This is a genomic window from Novacetimonas sp. GS1 (genome assembly GCF_036686925.1).
In the GTDB taxonomy this organism is placed as follows: domain Bacteria; phylum Pseudomonadota; class Alphaproteobacteria; order Acetobacterales; family Acetobacteraceae; genus Novacetimonas; species Novacetimonas hansenii.
Genome location: NZ_VSZP01000001.1, coordinates 2,904,644 through 2,922,406, shown reverse-complemented (window position 1 = coordinate 2,922,406; position 17,763 = coordinate 2,904,644). Strand labels below are relative to the sequence as shown.

At 62.6% G+C, this 17,763-nt stretch carries 13 protein-coding genes; 9 read left to right on the top strand and 4 right to left on the bottom strand.

Annotated features, from left to right (window positions below; all coding sequences use genetic code 11):
* The first annotated feature begins 102 nt into the window (after positions 1 to 102).
* Positions 103 to 1,512 carry a cytochrome-c peroxidase gene (locus FYB92_RS12835; RefSeq protein ID WP_003618188.1) on the top strand — a complete coding sequence of 470 codons (1,410 nt, stop codon included), beginning with the start codon at positions 103 to 105 and terminating at the stop codon, positions 1,510 to 1,512.
* 212 nt (positions 1,513 to 1,724) lie between these two features.
* Positions 1,725 to 2,321 (top strand): Smr/MutS family protein, encoded by a 597-nt coding sequence (locus FYB92_RS12830; RefSeq protein WP_062808692.1) that lies wholly within the window; start codon positions 1,725 to 1,727, stop codon positions 2,319 to 2,321.
* 313 nt (positions 2,322 to 2,634) lie between these two features.
* On the opposite strand, the gene FYB92_RS12825 is transcribed toward FYB92_RS12830, so the two are convergent.
* Both FYB92_RS12825 and hemF read right to left on the bottom strand, forming a co-directional pair.
* The gene (locus tag FYB92_RS12825) at positions 2,635 to 3,720 is read right to left on the bottom strand and encodes a hypothetical protein (RefSeq protein WP_332828780.1); all 1,086 of its coding nucleotides are present in this window, start codon (positions 3,718 to 3,720) and stop codon (positions 2,635 to 2,637) included.
* Positions 3,721 to 3,866: 146 nt separating this feature from the next.
* Complete coding sequence (gene hemF, locus FYB92_RS12820; protein ID WP_062808694.1) at positions 3,867 to 4,778, bottom strand: oxygen-dependent coproporphyrinogen oxidase; 912 nt, start codon at positions 4,776 to 4,778, stop codon at positions 3,867 to 3,869.
* A 211-nt stretch (positions 4,779 to 4,989) separates the two neighbouring features.
* Between hemF and FYB92_RS12815 the strand changes: the two genes are divergently transcribed.
* Positions 4,990 to 5,817 (top strand): cytochrome c1, encoded by an 828-nt coding sequence (locus FYB92_RS12815; RefSeq protein WP_332828779.1) that lies wholly within the window; start codon positions 4,990 to 4,992, stop codon positions 5,815 to 5,817.
* Positions 5,807 to 6,715, top strand: coding sequence for an S-methyl-5'-thioadenosine phosphorylase (locus FYB92_RS12810; protein ID WP_003618197.1), 909 nt, complete (start codon positions 5,807 to 5,809; stop codon positions 6,713 to 6,715). Before FYB92_RS12815 ends, FYB92_RS12810 begins: the two co-directional genes overlap by 11 nt.
* A gap of 461 nt (positions 6,716 to 7,176) precedes the next feature.
* On the opposite strand, the gene FYB92_RS12805 is transcribed toward FYB92_RS12810, so the two are convergent.
* Positions 7,177 to 7,839 (bottom strand): dienelactone hydrolase family protein, encoded by a 663-nt coding sequence (locus tag FYB92_RS12805; RefSeq protein ID WP_062809827.1) that lies wholly within the window; start codon positions 7,837 to 7,839, stop codon positions 7,177 to 7,179.
* A 472-nt stretch (positions 7,840 to 8,311) separates the two neighbouring features.
* Between FYB92_RS12805 and groES the strand changes: the two genes are divergently transcribed.
* From groES to FYB92_RS12790, 3 genes are all read left to right on the top strand, one after another.
* A complete protein-coding gene (gene groES / locus FYB92_RS12800; protein WP_003618201.1) occupies positions 8,312 to 8,602 on the top strand; it encodes a co-chaperone GroES in 291 nt (96 codons plus the stop codon).
* Positions 8,603 to 8,660: 58 nt separating this feature from the next.
* Positions 8,661 to 10,310, top strand: a complete 1,650-nt coding sequence (gene groL / locus FYB92_RS12795; protein ID WP_003618202.1) for a chaperonin GroEL — start codon at positions 8,661 to 8,663, stop codon at positions 10,308 to 10,310.
* A gap of 319 nt (positions 10,311 to 10,629) precedes the next feature.
* Positions 10,630 to 10,833: a cold-shock protein gene (locus FYB92_RS12790; protein WP_003618203.1), complete on the top strand. Its 204-nt coding sequence runs from the start codon at positions 10,630 to 10,632 to the stop codon at positions 10,831 to 10,833.
* Positions 10,834 to 10,856: 23 nt separating this feature from the next.
* Here the strand turns inward: FYB92_RS12790 and FYB92_RS12785 are convergent, their stop codons facing one another.
* Positions 10,857 to 13,820, bottom strand: coding sequence for an ATP-dependent DNA helicase (locus tag FYB92_RS12785; protein ID WP_332829017.1), 2,964 nt, complete (start codon positions 13,818 to 13,820; stop codon positions 10,857 to 10,859).
* Positions 13,821 to 13,949: 129 nt separating this feature from the next.
* On the opposite strand from FYB92_RS12785, the gene FYB92_RS12780 reads away from it, so the two are divergent.
* Both FYB92_RS12780 and FYB92_RS12775 read left to right on the top strand, forming a co-directional pair.
* Positions 13,950 to 15,566: a lysine--tRNA ligase gene (locus tag FYB92_RS12780; RefSeq protein WP_332828778.1), complete on the top strand. Its 1,617-nt coding sequence runs from the start codon at positions 13,950 to 13,952 to the stop codon at positions 15,564 to 15,566.
* A gap of 145 nt (positions 15,567 to 15,711) precedes the next feature.
* A complete protein-coding gene (locus tag FYB92_RS12775; RefSeq protein WP_075632114.1) occupies positions 15,712 to 17,682 on the top strand; it encodes a lysylphosphatidylglycerol synthase domain-containing protein in 1,971 nt (656 codons plus the stop codon).
* Positions 17,683 to 17,763: the final 81 nt, after the last annotated feature.

Here is a 17,763-nt window from a genome sequence, read left to right as displayed (position 1 = left end):
GTTATTGATTTTTTCACTTGTTTTCATTGAAACGATTATTTTGACAAATGCTCCACCGATACGTCAGAACACGCCTGAACACAGACGGGGGAATAAAGGGACATGTCGGTAAGGAAGGCGATTCTGGGGATCGTGGCCGTCGGGGGCATCGCATATGGTGGTACTGTCGCCTATCTGACCCATTTCGATCATGAAACGGCGCCCGCGCCCGCCGGGGCCAATGTCGATGCGGTTTCGGCCACGGCGCTGAATGTCCTGCGCGAGGCACGGTGTGATTACTGCCATGCGGCCAAGGTGGAACTGCCGTTCTATTTCAAGGTGCCGGTGGCCAACCAGTTGATGAACCGTGATCGTGATCAGGGGCTGCGTCATTTCCGCGTTGAACCCGTGATCGAGGCGTTGCAGACCGGCAAGGTGCCAGGTGAGGAAGCCATGGCCCGCATCGAGGAAGTGGTGCGCCAGAACCGCATGCCGCCCTCGCTTTACCTGCTGATGCACTGGCATGCCCATATGTCCACCGAACAGCGTGATGCCGTACTGGCATGGATTGCGCAGGAACGGCGCGAACATTATGCGACATCGGGGGTTGCCGCGCGCTTTGCCGCCGAACCGGTGCAGCCTGTGCCTGCCGCCCTGCCGGTGGATGCGAACAAGGTGGCGTTGGGGCAACGGCTGTTCTTTGAAAAGAAGCTGTCGGAAAATGGCGAACTGAACTGCGCCAGTTGCCACAGCCTGCAACATGCGGGCATGGATGGCCTTGTGACCGCGACGGGCATCTTTGGCCAGAAGGGGCCGATCAATGATCCGACGGTGTTCAATGCAGCATTGAACCAGAGCCAGTTCTGGAATGGGCGGGCCGCGACGTTGGCGGATCAGGCGGCCGGACCTGTGATGAACCCGTTGGAAATGGGATCACATGACTGGGGTGCCGTGGCCGATCGCCTGCGGGCCGATCCGACTTATGTTGCGGATTTCCAGACCGCATTTGGCAGTGCGGACATCAATCAGGATACGATTACCGCTGCCATTGCTGAATTCGAAAAGACACTGCTGACACCCGACAGCCGCTTTGACCAGTATCTGAAGGGGGATGACACTGCGCTGAATACGCAGGAAAAGCATGGCTACGAACTGTTCAAGACTGTTGGCTGCTCTGGCTGTCATACCGGTGCGTCCATGGGTGGGCAGGCGTTCGAGGTCATGGGGCTGGAAGGTGATTACTTCGCCGCGCGTGGCGGGGCCGTGACCGATGCGGACAAGGGGCGCTTTACCGTGACGCACCAGCCGCAGGATATGGAACGTTTCAAGGTGCCGAACCTGCGCAATGTGGCCCTGACGGCACCATATTTCCATGATGGCAGCATCAAGACGCTTGATGGCGCGGTGCGCGAAATGGCGCGTTACCAGACGCCCGACCATGATATTTCCGATCAGGACGTGGCCGATATCGTTGCGTTCCTCAATACTTTGACCGGCAAATACCAGGGGCAGACCCTGACTTTGGGGCAATAAGGGACACGCCCTTGCGGGCATTGTTCACAGTGTTTTTGGACCCCGCCGCATCATGTGGCGGGGTTTTTTGATGCCGGTATGACAGTATGCCATGATAAGGGAAGGCGACAGAGCGACAAAGAGACCGGGCGGCCGGGCGACAGGGTGATGTTTCGTTACGCGTCATCAACTGCCGGGGAAACGGGATCAGCGGGCGCGGGAGGAAGGTCAAGGTGCGGCGGCGTCGGATACTCAATCAGGATGAGCAGGCGCTATGGGCGGCCTTTACGCACGATATCTCCCCCTTGCGCACGGCCCGTGCCCCGGCACGTGTCCTGTCACGCACACCGCAATCGCCCCCATCCGCGCCGGACGGGGGCTTGCCTGCGCCAGAGTCCGCGACGCCGGCGCAGGGTGTACGACGCCTTAATGCCCCTGAACTGCATCATCGGCCCGCCCATGGCCGGGCGGATCATGACCGTATGCTTGAAATCGGGGTCAGGCGTCCCGGCCTGGATGATACAAGCTGGCGTGGGCTGGTCAGTGGGCGGTTGCGGCCGCAACGGCGGCTGGACCTGCATGGACAGATCGCACAGACGGCGTTCTATCGGCTGCATACCTTCTTGTTGCAGGCGCGTGCTGACAACGTACGGTGCGTTGAAATCATTACCGGGTTGGGCAGTGGCGCCAATGGCGGCATCCTGCGGCGCGAACTGCCATTATGGCTGGGGCGGGCCGACCTGCGGCGTTTCATCCTTGCGGTGGTGCATCCACATGCGGCCAATCAGGGGGCGGTGCGCATCCTGCTGCGCCGACAGCAACGTCCCTAGGGCAGGGTGCGATTCTGGGAATGATGCGGGTTTTTGGCGGAATTTTTTAAAAAGCGCCGAAAATATCCTGTTGTTTTAAAGGCAGGGCAACACGCATGAACTTCTGTCGTTCCTTGGGAAGACGGTTTGGGAACAACCTATGGAATAATAAAAATTCCGGGGCGGTATCTTGCTGCCAAAAAACGACGCCTTGCAAAGTGTATCGGGAAAAGCTTGGCCAGAAAATTTTAGGCTTCCAGTCGGTTGCTGGACCTCCCGTCTTCAACCGTCCGTTAAAGAACGTCGCCCGGATTTGTATGTCTGCGGATGGTTTCTATCCCATCCGCCAGTCTGGCAGGTGGGTCGAAAGCCACCGGCGCAGCGCCATGATGGAGGTCACGTCCCCCGCCATCTGCCGCAATGGGCCGGTGCAGGCCGTCGCATCAAGCAGTTTGCGTCCCGTGCTGCTGGCCATTGTGCGGATGTCCGTGCTGTCGATGGCGAGGTCGCAGGCATGGCGCCATTCCGCAACCAGCGTCGGGGGCGTCAGCATTGGCAGGACAAGCCCGATATCAAGTGCCGCCGCCGCGGACAGCGCCGTCCATGCCCCATATAACAGTGATGACAGCGCCGAATGGTTTTCACGCAGCAGTACGTCATGCATGAAGGGCACGCGCTGCCCCCCGATTTCCAGCGGGACGCTGTCGGTCAGGGAAAACAGCGCAGGATAACCGTCATGCGACAGCGCCTCGATCGCCGTGCGTGTTTCGGCAGAACCCTGCGGGTCGAGGATCTGTATCACATCGACCTGGTTGTCACGCAATGCTGCGATCGCGTCTGTCACACTGGCCAGGCCGGGCACGGGAATGGGGCGCAGGCCGAACATCGTCATGCCCAGAACGGTCGGCAGTTCAATGCCCGTCAGGGTGGAAACCGCGATGCGCACCGGGCGGTCGCGCATGAAATTTTCGATGTTGCGGTGAAGCTGCGCATGCCCGATCACCACAGGTGACAGTAGGCTGAAGAACAGGGGCAGCCAGCGCGAATAATCGAAATGGATGCGTGCCTCGCCCGATAATGCGGCGACAAGTGCCGCCCCTGGCACCGCAAGCGCCGTGGTCCCGTCGGGGGTGGTCTGGGTATCAAACAGGTTGGCGGCTGTGACGCCGTCCTGGCCCACGGTCATGCGCGTTGAAATCACCTGACCATGACCAAAACCGCGTTCGAGTTCCGGGGCAAGAAGCCCCCCCCACCGTCCGGCCGTGCTGCCCTTGTCCCCCCCGATCAGTAATTGGGGATTGGTGACGGATTGCGCCTGCACCGGCAGGCGCTTGGGGGGGAGTTCCGAAGCCCCCGCCCGTCCCGCCAGCACCGCCGCCCCAAGGGGCAGGGCCGCCAGCAGGAGATCCCGGCGCCGCATCACATGCCCGCCCGGCGGTCTGCGCCGGGCGGGGCATGGGGAGGATGGGTCATCAGGGGGGGCTGGGGACAAGTTGTGGCTACTCCGCATGTCGGGATGGTGGAACCGGGATGCTGGCCGCGGATTACGGCAGTCGTGCGGCCAATTTAGGGCCAGCGTACCTCCGGGGGAAGGCTCATCAGGATGGCTTCGGTATTCCCGCCGGTTTTCAGGCCGAACAGGGTGCCGCGGTCATGCAGCAGGTTGAACTCCACATAACGGCCGCGCCGGACAAGCTGTGCCTCACGCTGATCGGGGGTCCAGGGTTCCATCATGCGGCCACGCACGATGTCGGGATAGGTTTCAAGGAAGCCAAGCCCCACGTCGCGGGTAAAGGCGAAATCGGCATTGGCATCGCCACTGTGCAGGCGGTCATAGAATATTCCGCCAAGCCCGCGTGCCTCGTCCCGATGGGGCAGGTAGAAGTATTTGTCGCACCAGTCGCGAAAGCGCGGGTAATATTCCGGGTCATGGCGTTCGCATGCCGTGCGGAACCCGTCATGGAAACGCGCGGCGTCGGCAATGGCCTCGGCGCTTTTGGGGAACATCGGCGTGATGTCGCCACCGCCGCCGAACCACCCTTCGGTGGTGACGATCATGCGGGTGTTGAAATGCGCGGCGGGGACCAGCGGGCTGCACATATGCGCAACAAGGCTGATGCCGGTCGCAAAGAAGCGCGGATCTTCGGCGGCGCCGGGAATGGTGTGGCGGAATTCGGGGCTGAAGGTGCCCGACACGGTGGAAACATTGACCCCCACCTTTTCAAACACCCGCCCGCGCATCAGGCTGATGACGCCACCACCACCGGGGGAACCATCCTCGTTCGCGCCACGGTTCCATGACGTGCGTTCGAAACGTCCCGGTGCGGTCCGCGCGCCCAGGGTGGGGGCATTGTCGCGGGCGGCGTCATCCTCGATCTGTTCAAAGGCGGCGCAGATACGGTCGCGCAGGTTTTCGAACCATGTGCGGGCCGCCTCTTTCATGGCGTCGTGGGCAAGGGGCGGGCGGGCATTGGTCATTTGTATCATTCTTCAGGTCTGGTCCGTGATTGGGTATGGGTGCCTGTTTGTCCTTTCGATTGCAAGACAGGTCGTGCCGCCGCTAGGAAAAGGCAACAATGGCGGCTATGTTCGGCACCGGATGCACGCACGGGGCCTTGCCCGGTGCCGACATGGATATGACCGGACCAAGATGCTGCCTTTTCCCGCCTGTGACGAAGCCTGACGCCAGATGATACGTGCCGCGCCATTCCCGCCACGCATCGTGCCACGCACGATGCGGCGTGCCGCGATCTGTCTTTCCCTGCTGTCTGTTGCTGCCGGGGCCGCCGGAGCCATCGGGCCAGCCAGTCAGGCACATGCGCAGTCCGCAAATCCTGTCCCCTCCCATGCGTGGAGCTTCAGCGGCCCGCTGGGCACTTTCGACATGGCGGCGGTGCAGCGTGGATATGCGGTGTATGACCATGTCTGTTCCGCATGCCACGGCATGACGGCGCTGACCTATGGCGATCTTGGCGGCATGGACCTGACGGAGGAGCAGGTCGCCCGCATCGCCCATGCCCACCGCGTGCCCACGGGGGGGGATGCGGCGGGCAAGCCGGTGACACGGCCCGCGACCGCCGATGACCATCTGCGCTCGCCCTATGCCACGCCCGCGCTTGCGGCGGCGGCCAACCATGGTGCCCGCCCCCCCGATCAGTCACGGCTGGAGGTTGTCTATCCCGGCGGGGCCAGCCGCATGCGCGCGTTGCTGCTGGGGTATGGGCAGGCGCCCCCCGCCGGCATGCAGGTCCCGGCCGGAAGTTTTTACAACCCCTATGCCGCCAATGGCATGATCGCCATGCCGCCGCCCCTGCATGATGGCGGCGTGACCTATGCCGACGGCACAGCCCCCACCACGGCGCAGCAGGCCGATGATGTCGTCACCTTTCTGACATGGGCGGCCCGTCCCCATCTGGAGGAACGTCACCGCACGGGTGTGCGTGTCGTCGTATTCCTGCTGGTCCTGCTTGTGCTTACCTTTTGCCTGAAACGGAGAATATGGTCCGATGTCCACTGAACCCGCCCACCCGTCTGATGTGATCGAGCCTGTCATCGGCCTGATCGGAGGCTCCGGCCTGTATGACATCGAAGGGCTTGAAGACAAGGAATGGCGTACGGTCGAAACACCGTGGGGCAAGCCGTCGGACCAGTTGCTGTTCGGCAGGCTTGATGGCGTGCGCTGCGTGTTCCTGCCGCGCCATGGTCGTGGTCACCCGTTGCCGCCGACGCGCCTGAATTACCGTGCCAATATCGACGCGCTGAAGCGTTCGGGGGTGACCGATATCGTGTCGCTGTCCGCCGTGGGGTCACTGAAGGAAGAGCTGCCGCCGGGGCATTTCGTGGTCATTGACCAGTTCATCGACCGCTCTTTCGCGCGTGAAAAGACGTTTTTCGACACAGGCTGCGTTGCCCATGTCGGCATGGCCGACCCGCTATGTCCGCGTATCGGTGACGTGCTGGAGGGGCAATGCCGGGCGCTGGGTCTGGATGTCACGCGCGGTGGCACATATCTGGTGATGGAGGGGCCGCAGTTTTCCACCCGTGCCGAAAGCAACCTGTACCGGTCCTGGGGATGCTCGGTCGTGGGCATGACCAACATGCCCGAAGCCAAGCTCGCCCGTGAAGCGGAGATCTGTTACGCCACCGTTGCCATGGTAACGGATTACGACTGCTGGCATGACGACCATGACAGTGTGACCGTCGATGCGGTGGTCAAGGTGATGCAGGAAAACTCCAGCCGGGCGCGTGCGCTGGTGCGTGCGGTCATCCCGCAGTTGGGCAAGCCGCGTGGCCCGTGCCATGCCGGGTGCGACCGTGCGTTGGAACATGCCATCATCACCGCACCCGACCGTCGCGATCCTGCCCTGCTGGCAAAGCTTGATGCAGTTGCGGGACGCGTGCTCGCACGGGGCTGAGGCAGGTCCTGCCCGTCCCGTGCGGTCTATTGCCGCAGGGGACGGGACTTTTGGACGTCTTGGACGTGATGTGGGTAGAGTATTGCGACAGGGGCAACAGGAGGGCGGGCAACAGGAAGTTTCGGGAGAGCACCTGAAAAAGCCGTCCCGGAGTTCTTGGCGGTCTGTTTGCAAGGCGTCGCCTGCTTAACAACAAGGCAACGACTCAAGAGATTGTCTGAAAACACATCATTGATAAAAAACAGGAAAAGTTTTTGGGTGCCGCCTTTTTTTTAAAAGGCGGCGTCTTCTGAAGCTTTTTAGAAAAAGCTTCGCCAAAAAAATTTATAATTTCAGTAGGTTATCAAGTATAGCTTTCAAGCAGTCTCTCAAAAAATCTCTTTTCCACTTCCTTAAATCAAGGGGGCTGCCAAGCCGTAGTCGCGGCATCCCGGTCGCATGCCCCCCGCAGGGTATTGCGCCTACAGCCAGTGTTCAAAGAAGCTGAGGGTGCGTTGCATCGCCAGCGTGGCCGCCGTTTCGTTGTAGCTGCTGCGGTCGGTGCAGCCGAACCCGTGGTCCGCACCTTCATAGACAAAAATCTCGATATCTTCGTGCGCTGCGCGGATCGCGTCGATGTCCCCGGCAGGGATATGGGCATCATCTGCCCCGAAATGCAGTTGCACGGGACAGTTTGGAACCCGTGCGCGTTCCGCCGCGATACCGCCTCCATACCATCCCACCGCCGCGGCGAATGTGGTGGTGCGGCATGCCGCCTCCCATGCCAGTGTGCCGCCCCAGCAGAACCCCATGACGCCCTTCTTTTCCGTTGTCAGCGCATCGGCGGCGGCAGCAAGGTCAAGCAGCGTGCCCGCAAGCGGTACCCGCGCCCGCAGCGCCAGCCCTTCCTTCATCCCCTCGGCGGAATAGGGCAGGATGGCGTCGCGCTGCGCACGATCGAAGATCGCGGGGGCAATGACCTGATATCCTTTGGTCGCCAGTTCATCGCAGACCGCGCGGATATACGGGGTGATGCCAAAGATCTCCTGCACCACGACGACGGCGCGCGCCGCATCTGGCCGCCCCGCGCGATAGGCGGACAGTGTGTGCCCGTCCGTGGCGGTAAGGGTGATGATCGATCCCATATATGTCTCCCCCATAATTGATTGGTCATGCGCGATGGAACGGCCCCATGCGGCCATGGTGAATGCAGGACCTATATCACATCCATGCCTTTGCCTGACACCGGCAGTGCCGGGGGTGTGATGGCGGTGTATCCGGGACTCGGGCCGGGGCGCGGTGGCGCAGGGGACGCATGCAGTCCGTGCGGGCCAGAGACAACGATGTGCAGGAGGGTAGGTATTTTCGTAATTTATTGATATATAATGATATATTTTTGGATTTCCTGCCTTTTCCTGGTAATCCCCGCAGGCGTTGGGGAAAGTTGGCCAGGAATCTTGGTGCTTCCCTTGACACCTAAAAGAGGTCTTCCTATCTGCTCTTTAGCACTCTCATGAGGGGAGTGCTAACGCGATGCGGCCTGGCGCGCGCGCCAAACCGGTGGCGTTGCTTAATTCAAGGGCGTTACCTTTTTTAGATTATGGAGCGATCCATCCAATGACGAAATTTCGTCCCCTGCATGACCGCGTGGTTGTCCGTCGCCTCAAGGGTGAGGAAAAGACAGCCGGTGGGATCATCATCCCCGAGACCGCCAAGGAAAAGCCGATGGAAGGCGAGGTTATCTCGGTCGGAGCGGGCGCCCGCAACGAACAGGGCCAGATTGTCGCCCTGGACGTCAAGGCTGGTGACCGCGTGCTGTTCGGCAAATGGTCCGGCACCGAAGTCACGATCGACGGCGAAGAGCTGCTGATCATGAAGGAAAGCGACATCATGGGCGTTGTTGCCTGAGCGTCGTACGCCTGAACCTGATCCGATTACATAACCTTTCCTGACTGGAGAAACTGAAATGGCTGCCAAGGACGTAAAGTTCGGCGATGAAGCACGTCGGCGCATGCTGCGTGGCGTGGATATCCTGGCCGATGCGGTCAAGGTAACACTGGGTCCGAAGGGACGTAACGTCGTCCTCGACAAGAGCTTTGGCGCACCGCGCATCACCAAGGACGGTGTTTCGGTCGCCAAGGAAATCGAACTGGCTGACAAGTTCGAGAACATGGGCGCGCAGATGGTGCGCGAAGTCGCCAGCAAGACCAACGACATTGCCGGTGACGGCACGACCACCGCGACCGTCCTGGCGCAGGCGATCGTGCGCGAAGGCGCCAAGGCTGTTGCCGCCGGCATGAACCCGATGGACCTCAAGCGCGGTATCGACAAGGCCGTCGGCGCGGTTGTCGAGGAACTGAAGAAGAACACCAAGAAGATCACGACGCCTGCCGAAACGGCGCAGGTCGGCACGATTTCCGCCAATGGCGAAAAGGAAATCGGCGAAATGATCTCGCAGGCCATGCAGAAGGTCGGCAGCGAGGGCGTGATCACCGTCGAGGAAGCGAAGGGCCTGCACACCGAACTCGACGTTGTCGAGGGCATGCAGTTCGATCGCGGCTACATCTCCCCGTATTTCGTGACGAACGCGGAGAAGATGACCGTCGATCTGGACAGCCCCTATATCCTGATCCACGAAAAGAAGCTGTCGTCGCTGCAGCCGATGCTGCCGCTGCTTGAGGCCGTGGTGCAGTCGGGCCGTCCGCTGCTGATCATCGCCGAAGACGTCGATGGCGAGGCGCTGGCGACCCTGGTGGTCAACAAGCTGCGTGGCGGCCTGAAGATTGCTGCGGTGAAGGCACCGGGCTTTGGTGATCGCCGCAAGGCGATGCTTGAGGATATCGCGATCCTGACCGGTGGCCAGGTCATCAGCGAAGACCTGGGCATCAAGCTCGAAAGCGTCACGCTGAACATGCTGGGCACCGCCAAGAAGGTGCATATCGACAAGGAAAACACCACGATCGTCGAGGGTGCGGGCGAAGGCGAGGCCATCAAGGGCCGTTGCAGCCAGATCCGTGCGCAGATCGAGGAAACCACGTCCGATTACGACCGTGAAAAGCTGCAGGAACGCCTGGCGAAGCTGGCCGGTGGTGTTGCCGTGATCCGCGTCGGTGGTTCGACCGAGGTCGAGGTGAAGGAACGCAAGGATCGCGTCGATGACGCGCTGCATGCGACCCGCGCTGCGGTTGAAGAAGGCATCGTTCCCGGTGGTGGTACGGCGCTGGCGCGTGCGTCCACGACGCTGGCTCACCTGCATTTCCACAACGAGGACCAGCGCGTCGGTGCGGACATCATCCGCAAGGCCCTGCAGGCCCCGCTGCGCCAGATCGCCCACAATGCAGGCGAAGACGGTGCGGTCATCGCTGGCAAGGTGCTGGAAAACGAAACCTATGCATATGGTTTCGATGCGCAGGAAGGTACCTACAAGGACCTCGTCGCGGCTGGCATCATCGACCCGATGAAGGTCGTTCGTACCGCCCTGCAGGATGCAGCGTCGGTTGCGGGCCTGCTGATCACCACCGAAGCGATGGTGGCGGAGCGTCCGGAAAAGAAGGCCCCCGCGATGCCGGAAGGCGGAATGGGCGGCATGGGTGGCATGGGCGGCATGGATTTCTGATCCATTCCACCCCGGGAAAGGGGGCAGGGCGGTTTCCGGCCGGGATCGCCCGCCCCGTTTCCCAGACCCTGCGGAAACGCGAAAGAGGGGGAAGGCGGCATGTCCGCCTTCCCCCTTTTTTTATGTCCGGGGGCATTTTTTTTAGAGATGCGATTTGACAAGGGGCAGCTATTCATGCTGCCCCTATAGACAGCACGAACGACGTGAAATCCGACTGGGTGTTTTTTCCGGATGCCCTGTTTTTTTCATGACCGTAAAGGCGAGAGCCCGAATTCCCGGTATTGGGACCGGCAAAGAGGCGCAGGAGAGTATATCGGCTATGGCAACCGGAAAAGTTAAGTGGTTCAACGCGACCAAGGGTTTTGGATTCATTATGCCTGACGATGGTGGCAAGGACGTGTTCGTGCACATCACCGCAGTGCAGGCGGCAGGCCTGCGTGGCCTCGATGAGAATCAGGCTGTCAGCTACGACATCACGATGGAACGCGGCAAGGCAGCGGCAAGCAACCTCAAGCCGCTGTAAGCCTTCGCGGGCTTGCCGAAGGATCACGGCGCTGGCGGGGTGTCTGACGTCCCGTCACCGGTTTGAAGGAACCGTGTGATCTCTCGCGCCGCATGGGCCAGTCCCATGCGGTGGACCGCGACCCCTGGCGGGAACGCGGAAAGAAGGCGCGACGGGGTGCGCCGGTCCAGCAGGACAAAGACCCCACGATCCGTTTCGCTACGGATCAGGCGACCAAAGGCCTGACGCAGGCGCAGGCGCGCGATGCGGTCATCATATCGCGATGGCGCCCCACCCGACAGATGGATGCGTCGTTCACGATGCAGGATATCGGGACGCGGCCATGGCACGCGTTCAAAGACAACCAGACGCAGGGCCTGTCCGGGCACATCCACGCCGTCACGCATGGCGTCGGTCCCCAGCAGGCATGAATTGTGTTCGCTGCGGAAAATATCCACCAGCGTCGCGTTATCCATCGGGTCCACATGTTGCGCATAAAGCGGCAACCCCGCCATTTCCAGCGGCCCAGCCAGGCGCGCATGAACGTCGCGCAATCGTGATATTGCCGTGAATAGCCCCAGCCCCCCACCCCCCGAAGCCTCGAACAGGGTGCGGTATGCCCCCGCCAGCGAGGCCGGATCGTCATGGGCCACATCGGTGATGATGAAGGCGCGGCTCTGTGCCCGGTAATCGAACGGACTGGCCAGTGAGGCGCGCAGCGCGGGCATGGGCAGGTGTGCCGCCCCCGAACGCGCTTCCGCCGCCTCCCACGCGCGTTCGGCCTCTTCGTGGTTCGTGGTGTCGTTTTCATCACGCAGGGTGGCCGATGTCACCAGCAGCCCATGCGCTGGGGCGGCCAGCACGGCGGAAAAGGGAATGGTGGGGTCCAGCCAGTGGCGATAAAGCCCCACGTCACGCTCGCCAGGTTTTTGGCCTTCACGTCGGTCAAGGCGGATGAAGTCGATATATTGCGGCACCTGTCCCGGTTCGGTGGCATGTTCCGTGCCCACCGCCCCCAGCATCGCGGCCCAGCCATCAAGCCGTGCCAGCGCGCGTTTGCGGATGGCGCGGATTGCGGCCTCGATCCGTTCGCGTGACCCGCTGTCCAGCGTATCCGAATCATCCTCCAGCCGCTCCCCAAGTCGGCTGACCAGCGTGCGCAGGGGGGTAATCAGCCGTTCAAGCGCCCGTGCCAGCGTGCGCGCGGCCTCAACAAGGGGTTCGGGCACGGGATGAAGGTCACATTCCACCGCGCCACGCCGGGGGGAGGCTGGGCCGCCATGCGTGCGTGCCAGCGCCTGCCTGCGCAATAGCAGCAGCAGGGCTTCGGTCGGGTTCGACAGGACCGGTTCTTTAATCCTTTCGGGCATGGCGGCCTGCGGTGGCAGGGCCGGTGATTCGGGTAGGGGATCGTCGTCAGGCGGCTGCGTATCGGACTCGGCCAGGCGGGCGGACCAGCCGGGGGCGGGCAGGGCATGGGCGGCCATCAGGGCGGCATCAAGCGGGGTCTCAAGCTGCGGCATGCCGACCACGAGGTCATCGAGCCGCCGCTTCAGCCCGCGCGCACGTGATCGCGCCCCTTCGGCGCCCAGCAGCCAACGGCGCAGTTCGGCGGCCTCCAGCCCGGACAGTTCGGTGGAAAACGCGCTGTCAGCGGCATCCATCAGGTGGTGCCCCTCGTCAAAGACATAACGCGTGGGGATATTGTCCTCGTTGCTGGTGCCGGCCCCGTCGAGGGCATGCCATGCCGCCTGTGACATGACGAGGGCATGGTTTGCGATCACCAGGTCGGCCGTGCGAGCGCGGCGGATGGAATGTTCGACAAAGCAGCGCTGGTAATGCGGGCATGCGCCGTGGATGCACTCCCCCCGCCGGTCCGCGATCCCCGCCAGCAGGCCACGCCCGAACAGGTCGCCAAACCATCCGGGCAGGTCGCCACCCGCGATGTCGCCATCCGCGCTTTGCATTGCCCAGCGCGCGATCAGGCACAGTCCGATCATCGCCCCTGCCGCCTTGGGGCCGCGCGACAGGGCGATATTGACCGATTCTTCCATGTTGAGGAGGCACAGGTAATTTTCCCGTCCCTTGCGGATCACGACATGTTCGCGGCGCACGGCGGGTTCGGGATACAGCCGCGCCAGTTCGGATTCGATCTGGCGTTGCAGGTGGCGCGTATAGGTGCTGATCCACACCGCCGCGTCGTTGCGTCTGGCCCATACGCTTGATGGCGCGATATAGCCCAGCGTCTTGCCCGTGCCGGTCCCTGCCTCTGCCAGGACCATGTGCGGTGCGCCGCGCTGCGCACGCGGGGCAAAGGCGGCGGTGGCGACATCGGCGAAATCGGCCTGTCCCGCACGGGTTCGCGCATCGGGGCCAAGGATTTCGCCCAGTCGTGCGCGGGCCTCCGCCGGGGTGACGGGATGGGGGCCGGGTGGCGGCCGTGGGGCTGTATCCTCCCACTTTGGCAGGGTGCGCCATACCCGGATGGCGTCATTGGGCTGGAGCGGTTCGGGGGGAAAGGTCGCGCCGACATGCAGGGCGTGGCACACGCTGTCGCCCCAGGCCCATCCCATCTGGCGCATCTTGAACGCCAGTGCGGCCATCATCGGGCCATGGGGGCCATCATGTTGGCGTGCGATGCGTTCGAGCAGTTCGGCCGCCATGTCCATCAGCAGGTCTGCCTCTGCCCCCTCGACCTGGGCGCGCGGGAAATCGAGGGCACGTGCCAGCCCGCGCACCGTGGGCGGGACCGTTCGTGCAGGCATGGCGAAGGCGAACAGTTCCAGCAGGTCCAGCCATGGTGTGGGCTGTCCCGGGGGCGGCAGGTCGAGCCTGCGCGCGGTGGCGGGGGCATGGATGACCACCGGGGCGGGCCAATGCCGGAGTTCGCGCCGCACGTCCTCATGCGACAGCGACAAGATCTCGCCGTCGGGTGTCAGGACGGAACAGGTGTCGTGTCGGACAATCAGGGCAGGCGCGGTATCCGGCAGAGACGGGATGGCTGTCATGATCGTGAACATATAGGGCACATGCGTGCGGATGTCGCCTGTTGCGTGTAACGGAAGTTATCTTTGGCACGGATTATGGTGTAAGGTGACGATTGACCCGCCCTTCCGCAATTCATAGCTTTCGGCCCCATGTCAGAACAGTATCGCATTCCCTCCTCTCCGCTGCCCAAGGCATGGCCTTTCGAGGAAGCCGCAAAACTTGCGTCCCATGTCGGTGACAGACCCGTCAGCGCCGATCGCCCCGTCCTGCTGGAAACGGGCTACGGGCCGTCGGGGCTGCCGCATATCGGCACGTTTGGCGAGGTCGCGCGCACATCGTGGGTTCGCCAGGCCTTTACCGCCATCACCGGAAAGCCGACGCGCCTGCTGGCGTTTTCCGATGATATGGATGCCCTGCGCAAGGTGCCCGACAACGTCCCCAATCAGGACATGCTGCGTCAGTTCATCGGCAAGCCGCTGTCGCGTGTGCCCGATCCGTTCGGGACGCATGAATCCTTTGCGGCCCATAATAATGCACGGCTTCAGGCCTTCCTCGACAGTTTTGGTTTCGATTACGAATTCGCCTCCTCCACCACCTATTACGAAGGCGGGCGTTTCGATGCCGCGCTGAAGCGTGTGCTGGAGGTGCATGACGAGATCGTGGCCGTCATCGCCCCCACGCTGGGTGCGGAACGGCGCGCCACCTATTCCCCCGTCCTGCCGATCCATCCGCGCACGGGGCAGGTGATGCAGGTGCGCATGGATGCGATCGACCCGGTCGCAGGCACCGTGCGCTGGACCGATGAGGAAGGGGAGACGTTCGAGACCCCCGTCACGGGTGGCCATGCCAAGATGCAGTGGAAGGCCGACTGGGCCATGCGGTGGTATGCGCTGGGTGTTGATTACGAAATGTCGGGCAAGGACCTGATCGACAGTGTGCGCCTGTCGGGCAGGATCTGCCGCATCCTTGGTGGTCGCGCGCCGGCGGGCCTGACCTATGAACTGTTCCTTGATGAAAACGGGCAGAAGATTTCCAAGTCCAAGGGCAATGGTATCTCGGTGGAGGAATGGTTGCGCTATGCCCCGCCCGAAAGCCTGGGGCAGTATATGTTCAATGCCCCGCAGCGTGCAAAGCGGCTGTTTTTTGATGTGATCCCCAAGGCGACGGACGAATACCTCGCCAACGTCACGCGCGCCCGCACGGCGCAGCAGGCGCAGGACCCGGCCCTGTGGACCAACCCGGCCTGGTTCATCCATGCCGGGCATATTCCCGATGACGCGGGCAGCCCGATCACGTTCGGCATGCTGCTCAACCTCGCCAGCGTGGCCAATGCCGAAACGCCGGATGTGTTGTGGAAGTTCATCCAGCGTTACGATGCCGACGCCACGCCCGCGCGCGATCCCATGCTGGCCCGGCTGGTGGATCACGCCATCGTCTATTACGCGGATTTCGTCCGGCCGACGAAGCAGTACCGCGCGCCCGAAGGCAAGGAACGCGCTGCCCTGTCGGATCTGGCGGAAGCCCTGCGCGGGATGGATGCGGCCACCGCCACGCCCGACGATTACCAGAACCTGGTGTTCGAAATCGGCAAGCGCCATGGGTTCGAGCCGCTGCGGAGCTGGTTCGGCTGCCTTTACGAAGTGCTTCTTGGACAGAAGGAAGGGCCGCGTTTCGGGATTTTCATCGCACTTTACGGTGGCGGCGAAACCGTCGCCCTGATCGAGGCCGCCCTGACCCGCAGCGTGCCGCAGGCCGCCCAATCGTAGGCATGCCGGGGGTATCGCGTCCCATGGGACCATATTTTCCGTGACGCCGGGCTTTCCCCCGTCACATCCGCCCAGGCCATGCCCCTGTGCTGAAGGAAAAGAGGTAACGGGCTGGCGCAAATGGGTGCGGCACCTTCCCCATGCCATGGGGCTGGTGCTGATGGTCGCCGCAATCATCGTGGTGCAGCGTGAAATGCGCCACCTGCACTGGGCTGATATCCGTCACGCGCTGGTGGGGATTCCGGCGGCGACCCTGTGGGCGGGGGCGGGCATGACCGTCCTGTCCTATGTCGTGCTGTCGTTCTACGACTGGCTGGCGGTGCGCCAGATCGGGCGCACGATGCCGTTCCGGCGCACCGCCTTTGCCGCATTCTGTTCGTATGTCCTGTCGCACAACCTTGGCTTTTCAGCCATTTCGGGGGCTGCCGTAAGGTTCCGCCTGTATGGCAACTGGGGCCTGCGCCCGCTGGAGGTCGCGCAGATCATTGCGTTCTGCTCCGCGACTTATTTACTGGGGGCGGCGGTCCTGATCGGTGGTGTCCTGCTGTGGGAACCGGAAATGGTGCCGGTGGTGGGTGCCCACGTGCCCCATCTGCTGCTGGAGGCGGTGGGCCTGCTGCTGTGGGGGGGCGTGGGGGGGTATATCCTGCTGGGCCGATGCCTGAACGAGGTCACGTTGTGGCGGTGGACCATCACGTTTCCATCCTCTGCCATGGCGGTGGCGCAGACGGTGGTTTCCGCGGCCGAGGTGGCGGCGACGGCGGGCATTGCCTACATCTTCCTTCCCGATGCGCCGGGGCTGGGTTATGGCGTTTTCCTTGCGATCTATATCGCGTCCTATACGGCGGGGCTGGTGGCCAGTGTCCCCGGGGGGCTGGGTGTCTTTGACGGGGCAATGATGCTGGCGCTGGGGGGGTATATGCCCGAACCGCGCATCATTACCGCCATCCTGATTTTTCGCCTTTTCTACTATATCATTCCGCTGTTCCTTGCTGGTGTGATGTTTGCGGGGCACGAACTGTTCCTGCGTGGCGATGCGGTGCTGCTGTCGCGCAAGGCCGGTGGCGACAGCCCCGCGCGCGGGCCGCGTACCACACGTCCAAGTGTCGTTATCCGGGAGAGCGAGGCAGATTTTTCCGTCGCCGTGGCTACCGGGGCGGTCTCGCTGTGTGGCGGGGTGCTGATCGCGCTGACGATCCTTGATCCCGAAACATGGGACAATGCCGCCGGGTGGCTGCATACGCTGTTCGGCATGGCGGGGGATTACCTGCTGTCGCTGATTGGCGTTGCGCTGATCGGGCTGGCCATTGGCCTGTCACAGCGCGTGACATTGGCATGGAAGGTCACGCTGGGCCTGCTGGCGGCGGCGGCGGGATTGACGCTGTTACGGGGGTCGCCACTGCTGATCCCGGCCCTGATGGCGCTGGTTGCGATCCTGATCGCACCGTTTCGCAATTCCTATTACCGTCATGCCCGCGTGCTGAGTGAGCCTTTGTCCTTTCCCACGGTCATGTCACTGCTGCTGCTGATCGCATGCGTGGTCGTGCTGGCCTGTGCCGGGCCGCATGACGCGCTGGGCGGAAGCTGGTGGGAAATCATGCTGTTCGCGTCTTCGTCCGGGGTTGGGCGCTGGACAATGGGGCTGGCGGTCATGTTGGGATTGTTGATGATCATGCGCCTGATCCGGCCGGGACGTATTGCCATCGTCCCATGGGATGCGCAGGGTCAGGCCCGTTATCACATGCTGGACCATGCGATCGACGCGGTGGGCGCGGCGTGGCGGCCATCGGGCCTGATCGTCGGCGCGCGGGGGCAGGCGTTGCTGCCGTTCGTGCGGCGCGGGACATTCCTGATCGGGCTGGGCGATCCCGCAGGTAATGCAGAAGATTGCGTCTCCGCCATATGGTGGTTGCGCGACCTGGCGGTGCAGGAGGGGCGCCAGCCTGCCTTTTGGTGTGTGGGGGCGATGTTCCTGCCGGTTTATAACGATTTGGGACTGACGGCCTGGCCATTGCCGGTTTCGGCGCAGAAGGCCCATTCTCCGGGAATGGAGACTTTCTACCTGTGCGCACGCCCGAATGATGCGCGTCTGCTGCAATCGCTCATGCATAACTAGGGGTAGATATGGCATGTATCAGCGGATAAGCCCTGTCTGCGCAAAGGAATCCATTTCGTTCCTTCTCCCCCGGGGATAAGT

What these genes read in the sequence shown, in the direction of transcription:
- FYB92_RS12835 (WP_003618188.1), top strand. Translation starts at nt 103, where the DNA reads ATGTCGGTAAGGAAGGCGATTCTGGGGATCGTGGCCGTCGGGGGCATC.
- FYB92_RS12825 (WP_332828780.1), bottom strand. Translation starts at nt 3,720, where the DNA reads ATGCGGCGCCGGGATCTCCTGCTGGCGGCCCTGCCCCTTGGGGCGGCG.
- hemF (WP_062808694.1), bottom strand. Translation starts at nt 4,778, where the DNA reads ATGACCAATGCCCGCCCGCCCCTTGCCCACGACGCCATGAAAGAGGCG.
- FYB92_RS12815 (WP_332828779.1), top strand. Translation starts at nt 4,990, where the DNA reads ATGATACGTGCCGCGCCATTCCCGCCACGCATCGTGCCACGCACGATG.
- FYB92_RS12810 (WP_003618197.1), top strand. Translation starts at nt 5,807, where the DNA reads ATGTCCACTGAACCCGCCCACCCGTCTGATGTGATCGAGCCTGTCATC.
- FYB92_RS12805 (WP_062809827.1), bottom strand. Translation starts at nt 7,839, where the DNA reads ATGGGATCGATCATCACCCTTACCGCCACGGACGGGCACACACTGTCC.
- groES (WP_003618201.1), top strand. Translation starts at nt 8,312, where the DNA reads ATGACGAAATTTCGTCCCCTGCATGACCGCGTGGTTGTCCGTCGCCTC.
- groL (WP_003618202.1), top strand. Translation starts at nt 8,661, where the DNA reads ATGGCTGCCAAGGACGTAAAGTTCGGCGATGAAGCACGTCGGCGCATG.
- FYB92_RS12790 (WP_003618203.1), top strand. Translation starts at nt 10,630, where the DNA reads ATGGCAACCGGAAAAGTTAAGTGGTTCAACGCGACCAAGGGTTTTGGA.
- FYB92_RS12785 (WP_332829017.1), bottom strand. Translation starts at nt 13,820, where the DNA reads ATGACAGCCATCCCGTCTCTGCCGGATACCGCGCCTGCCCTGATTGTC.
- FYB92_RS12780 (WP_332828778.1), top strand. Translation starts at nt 13,950, where the DNA reads ATGTCAGAACAGTATCGCATTCCCTCCTCTCCGCTGCCCAAGGCATGG.
- FYB92_RS12775 (WP_075632114.1), top strand. Translation starts at nt 15,712, where the DNA reads ATGGGGCTGGTGCTGATGGTCGCCGCAATCATCGTGGTGCAGCGTGAA.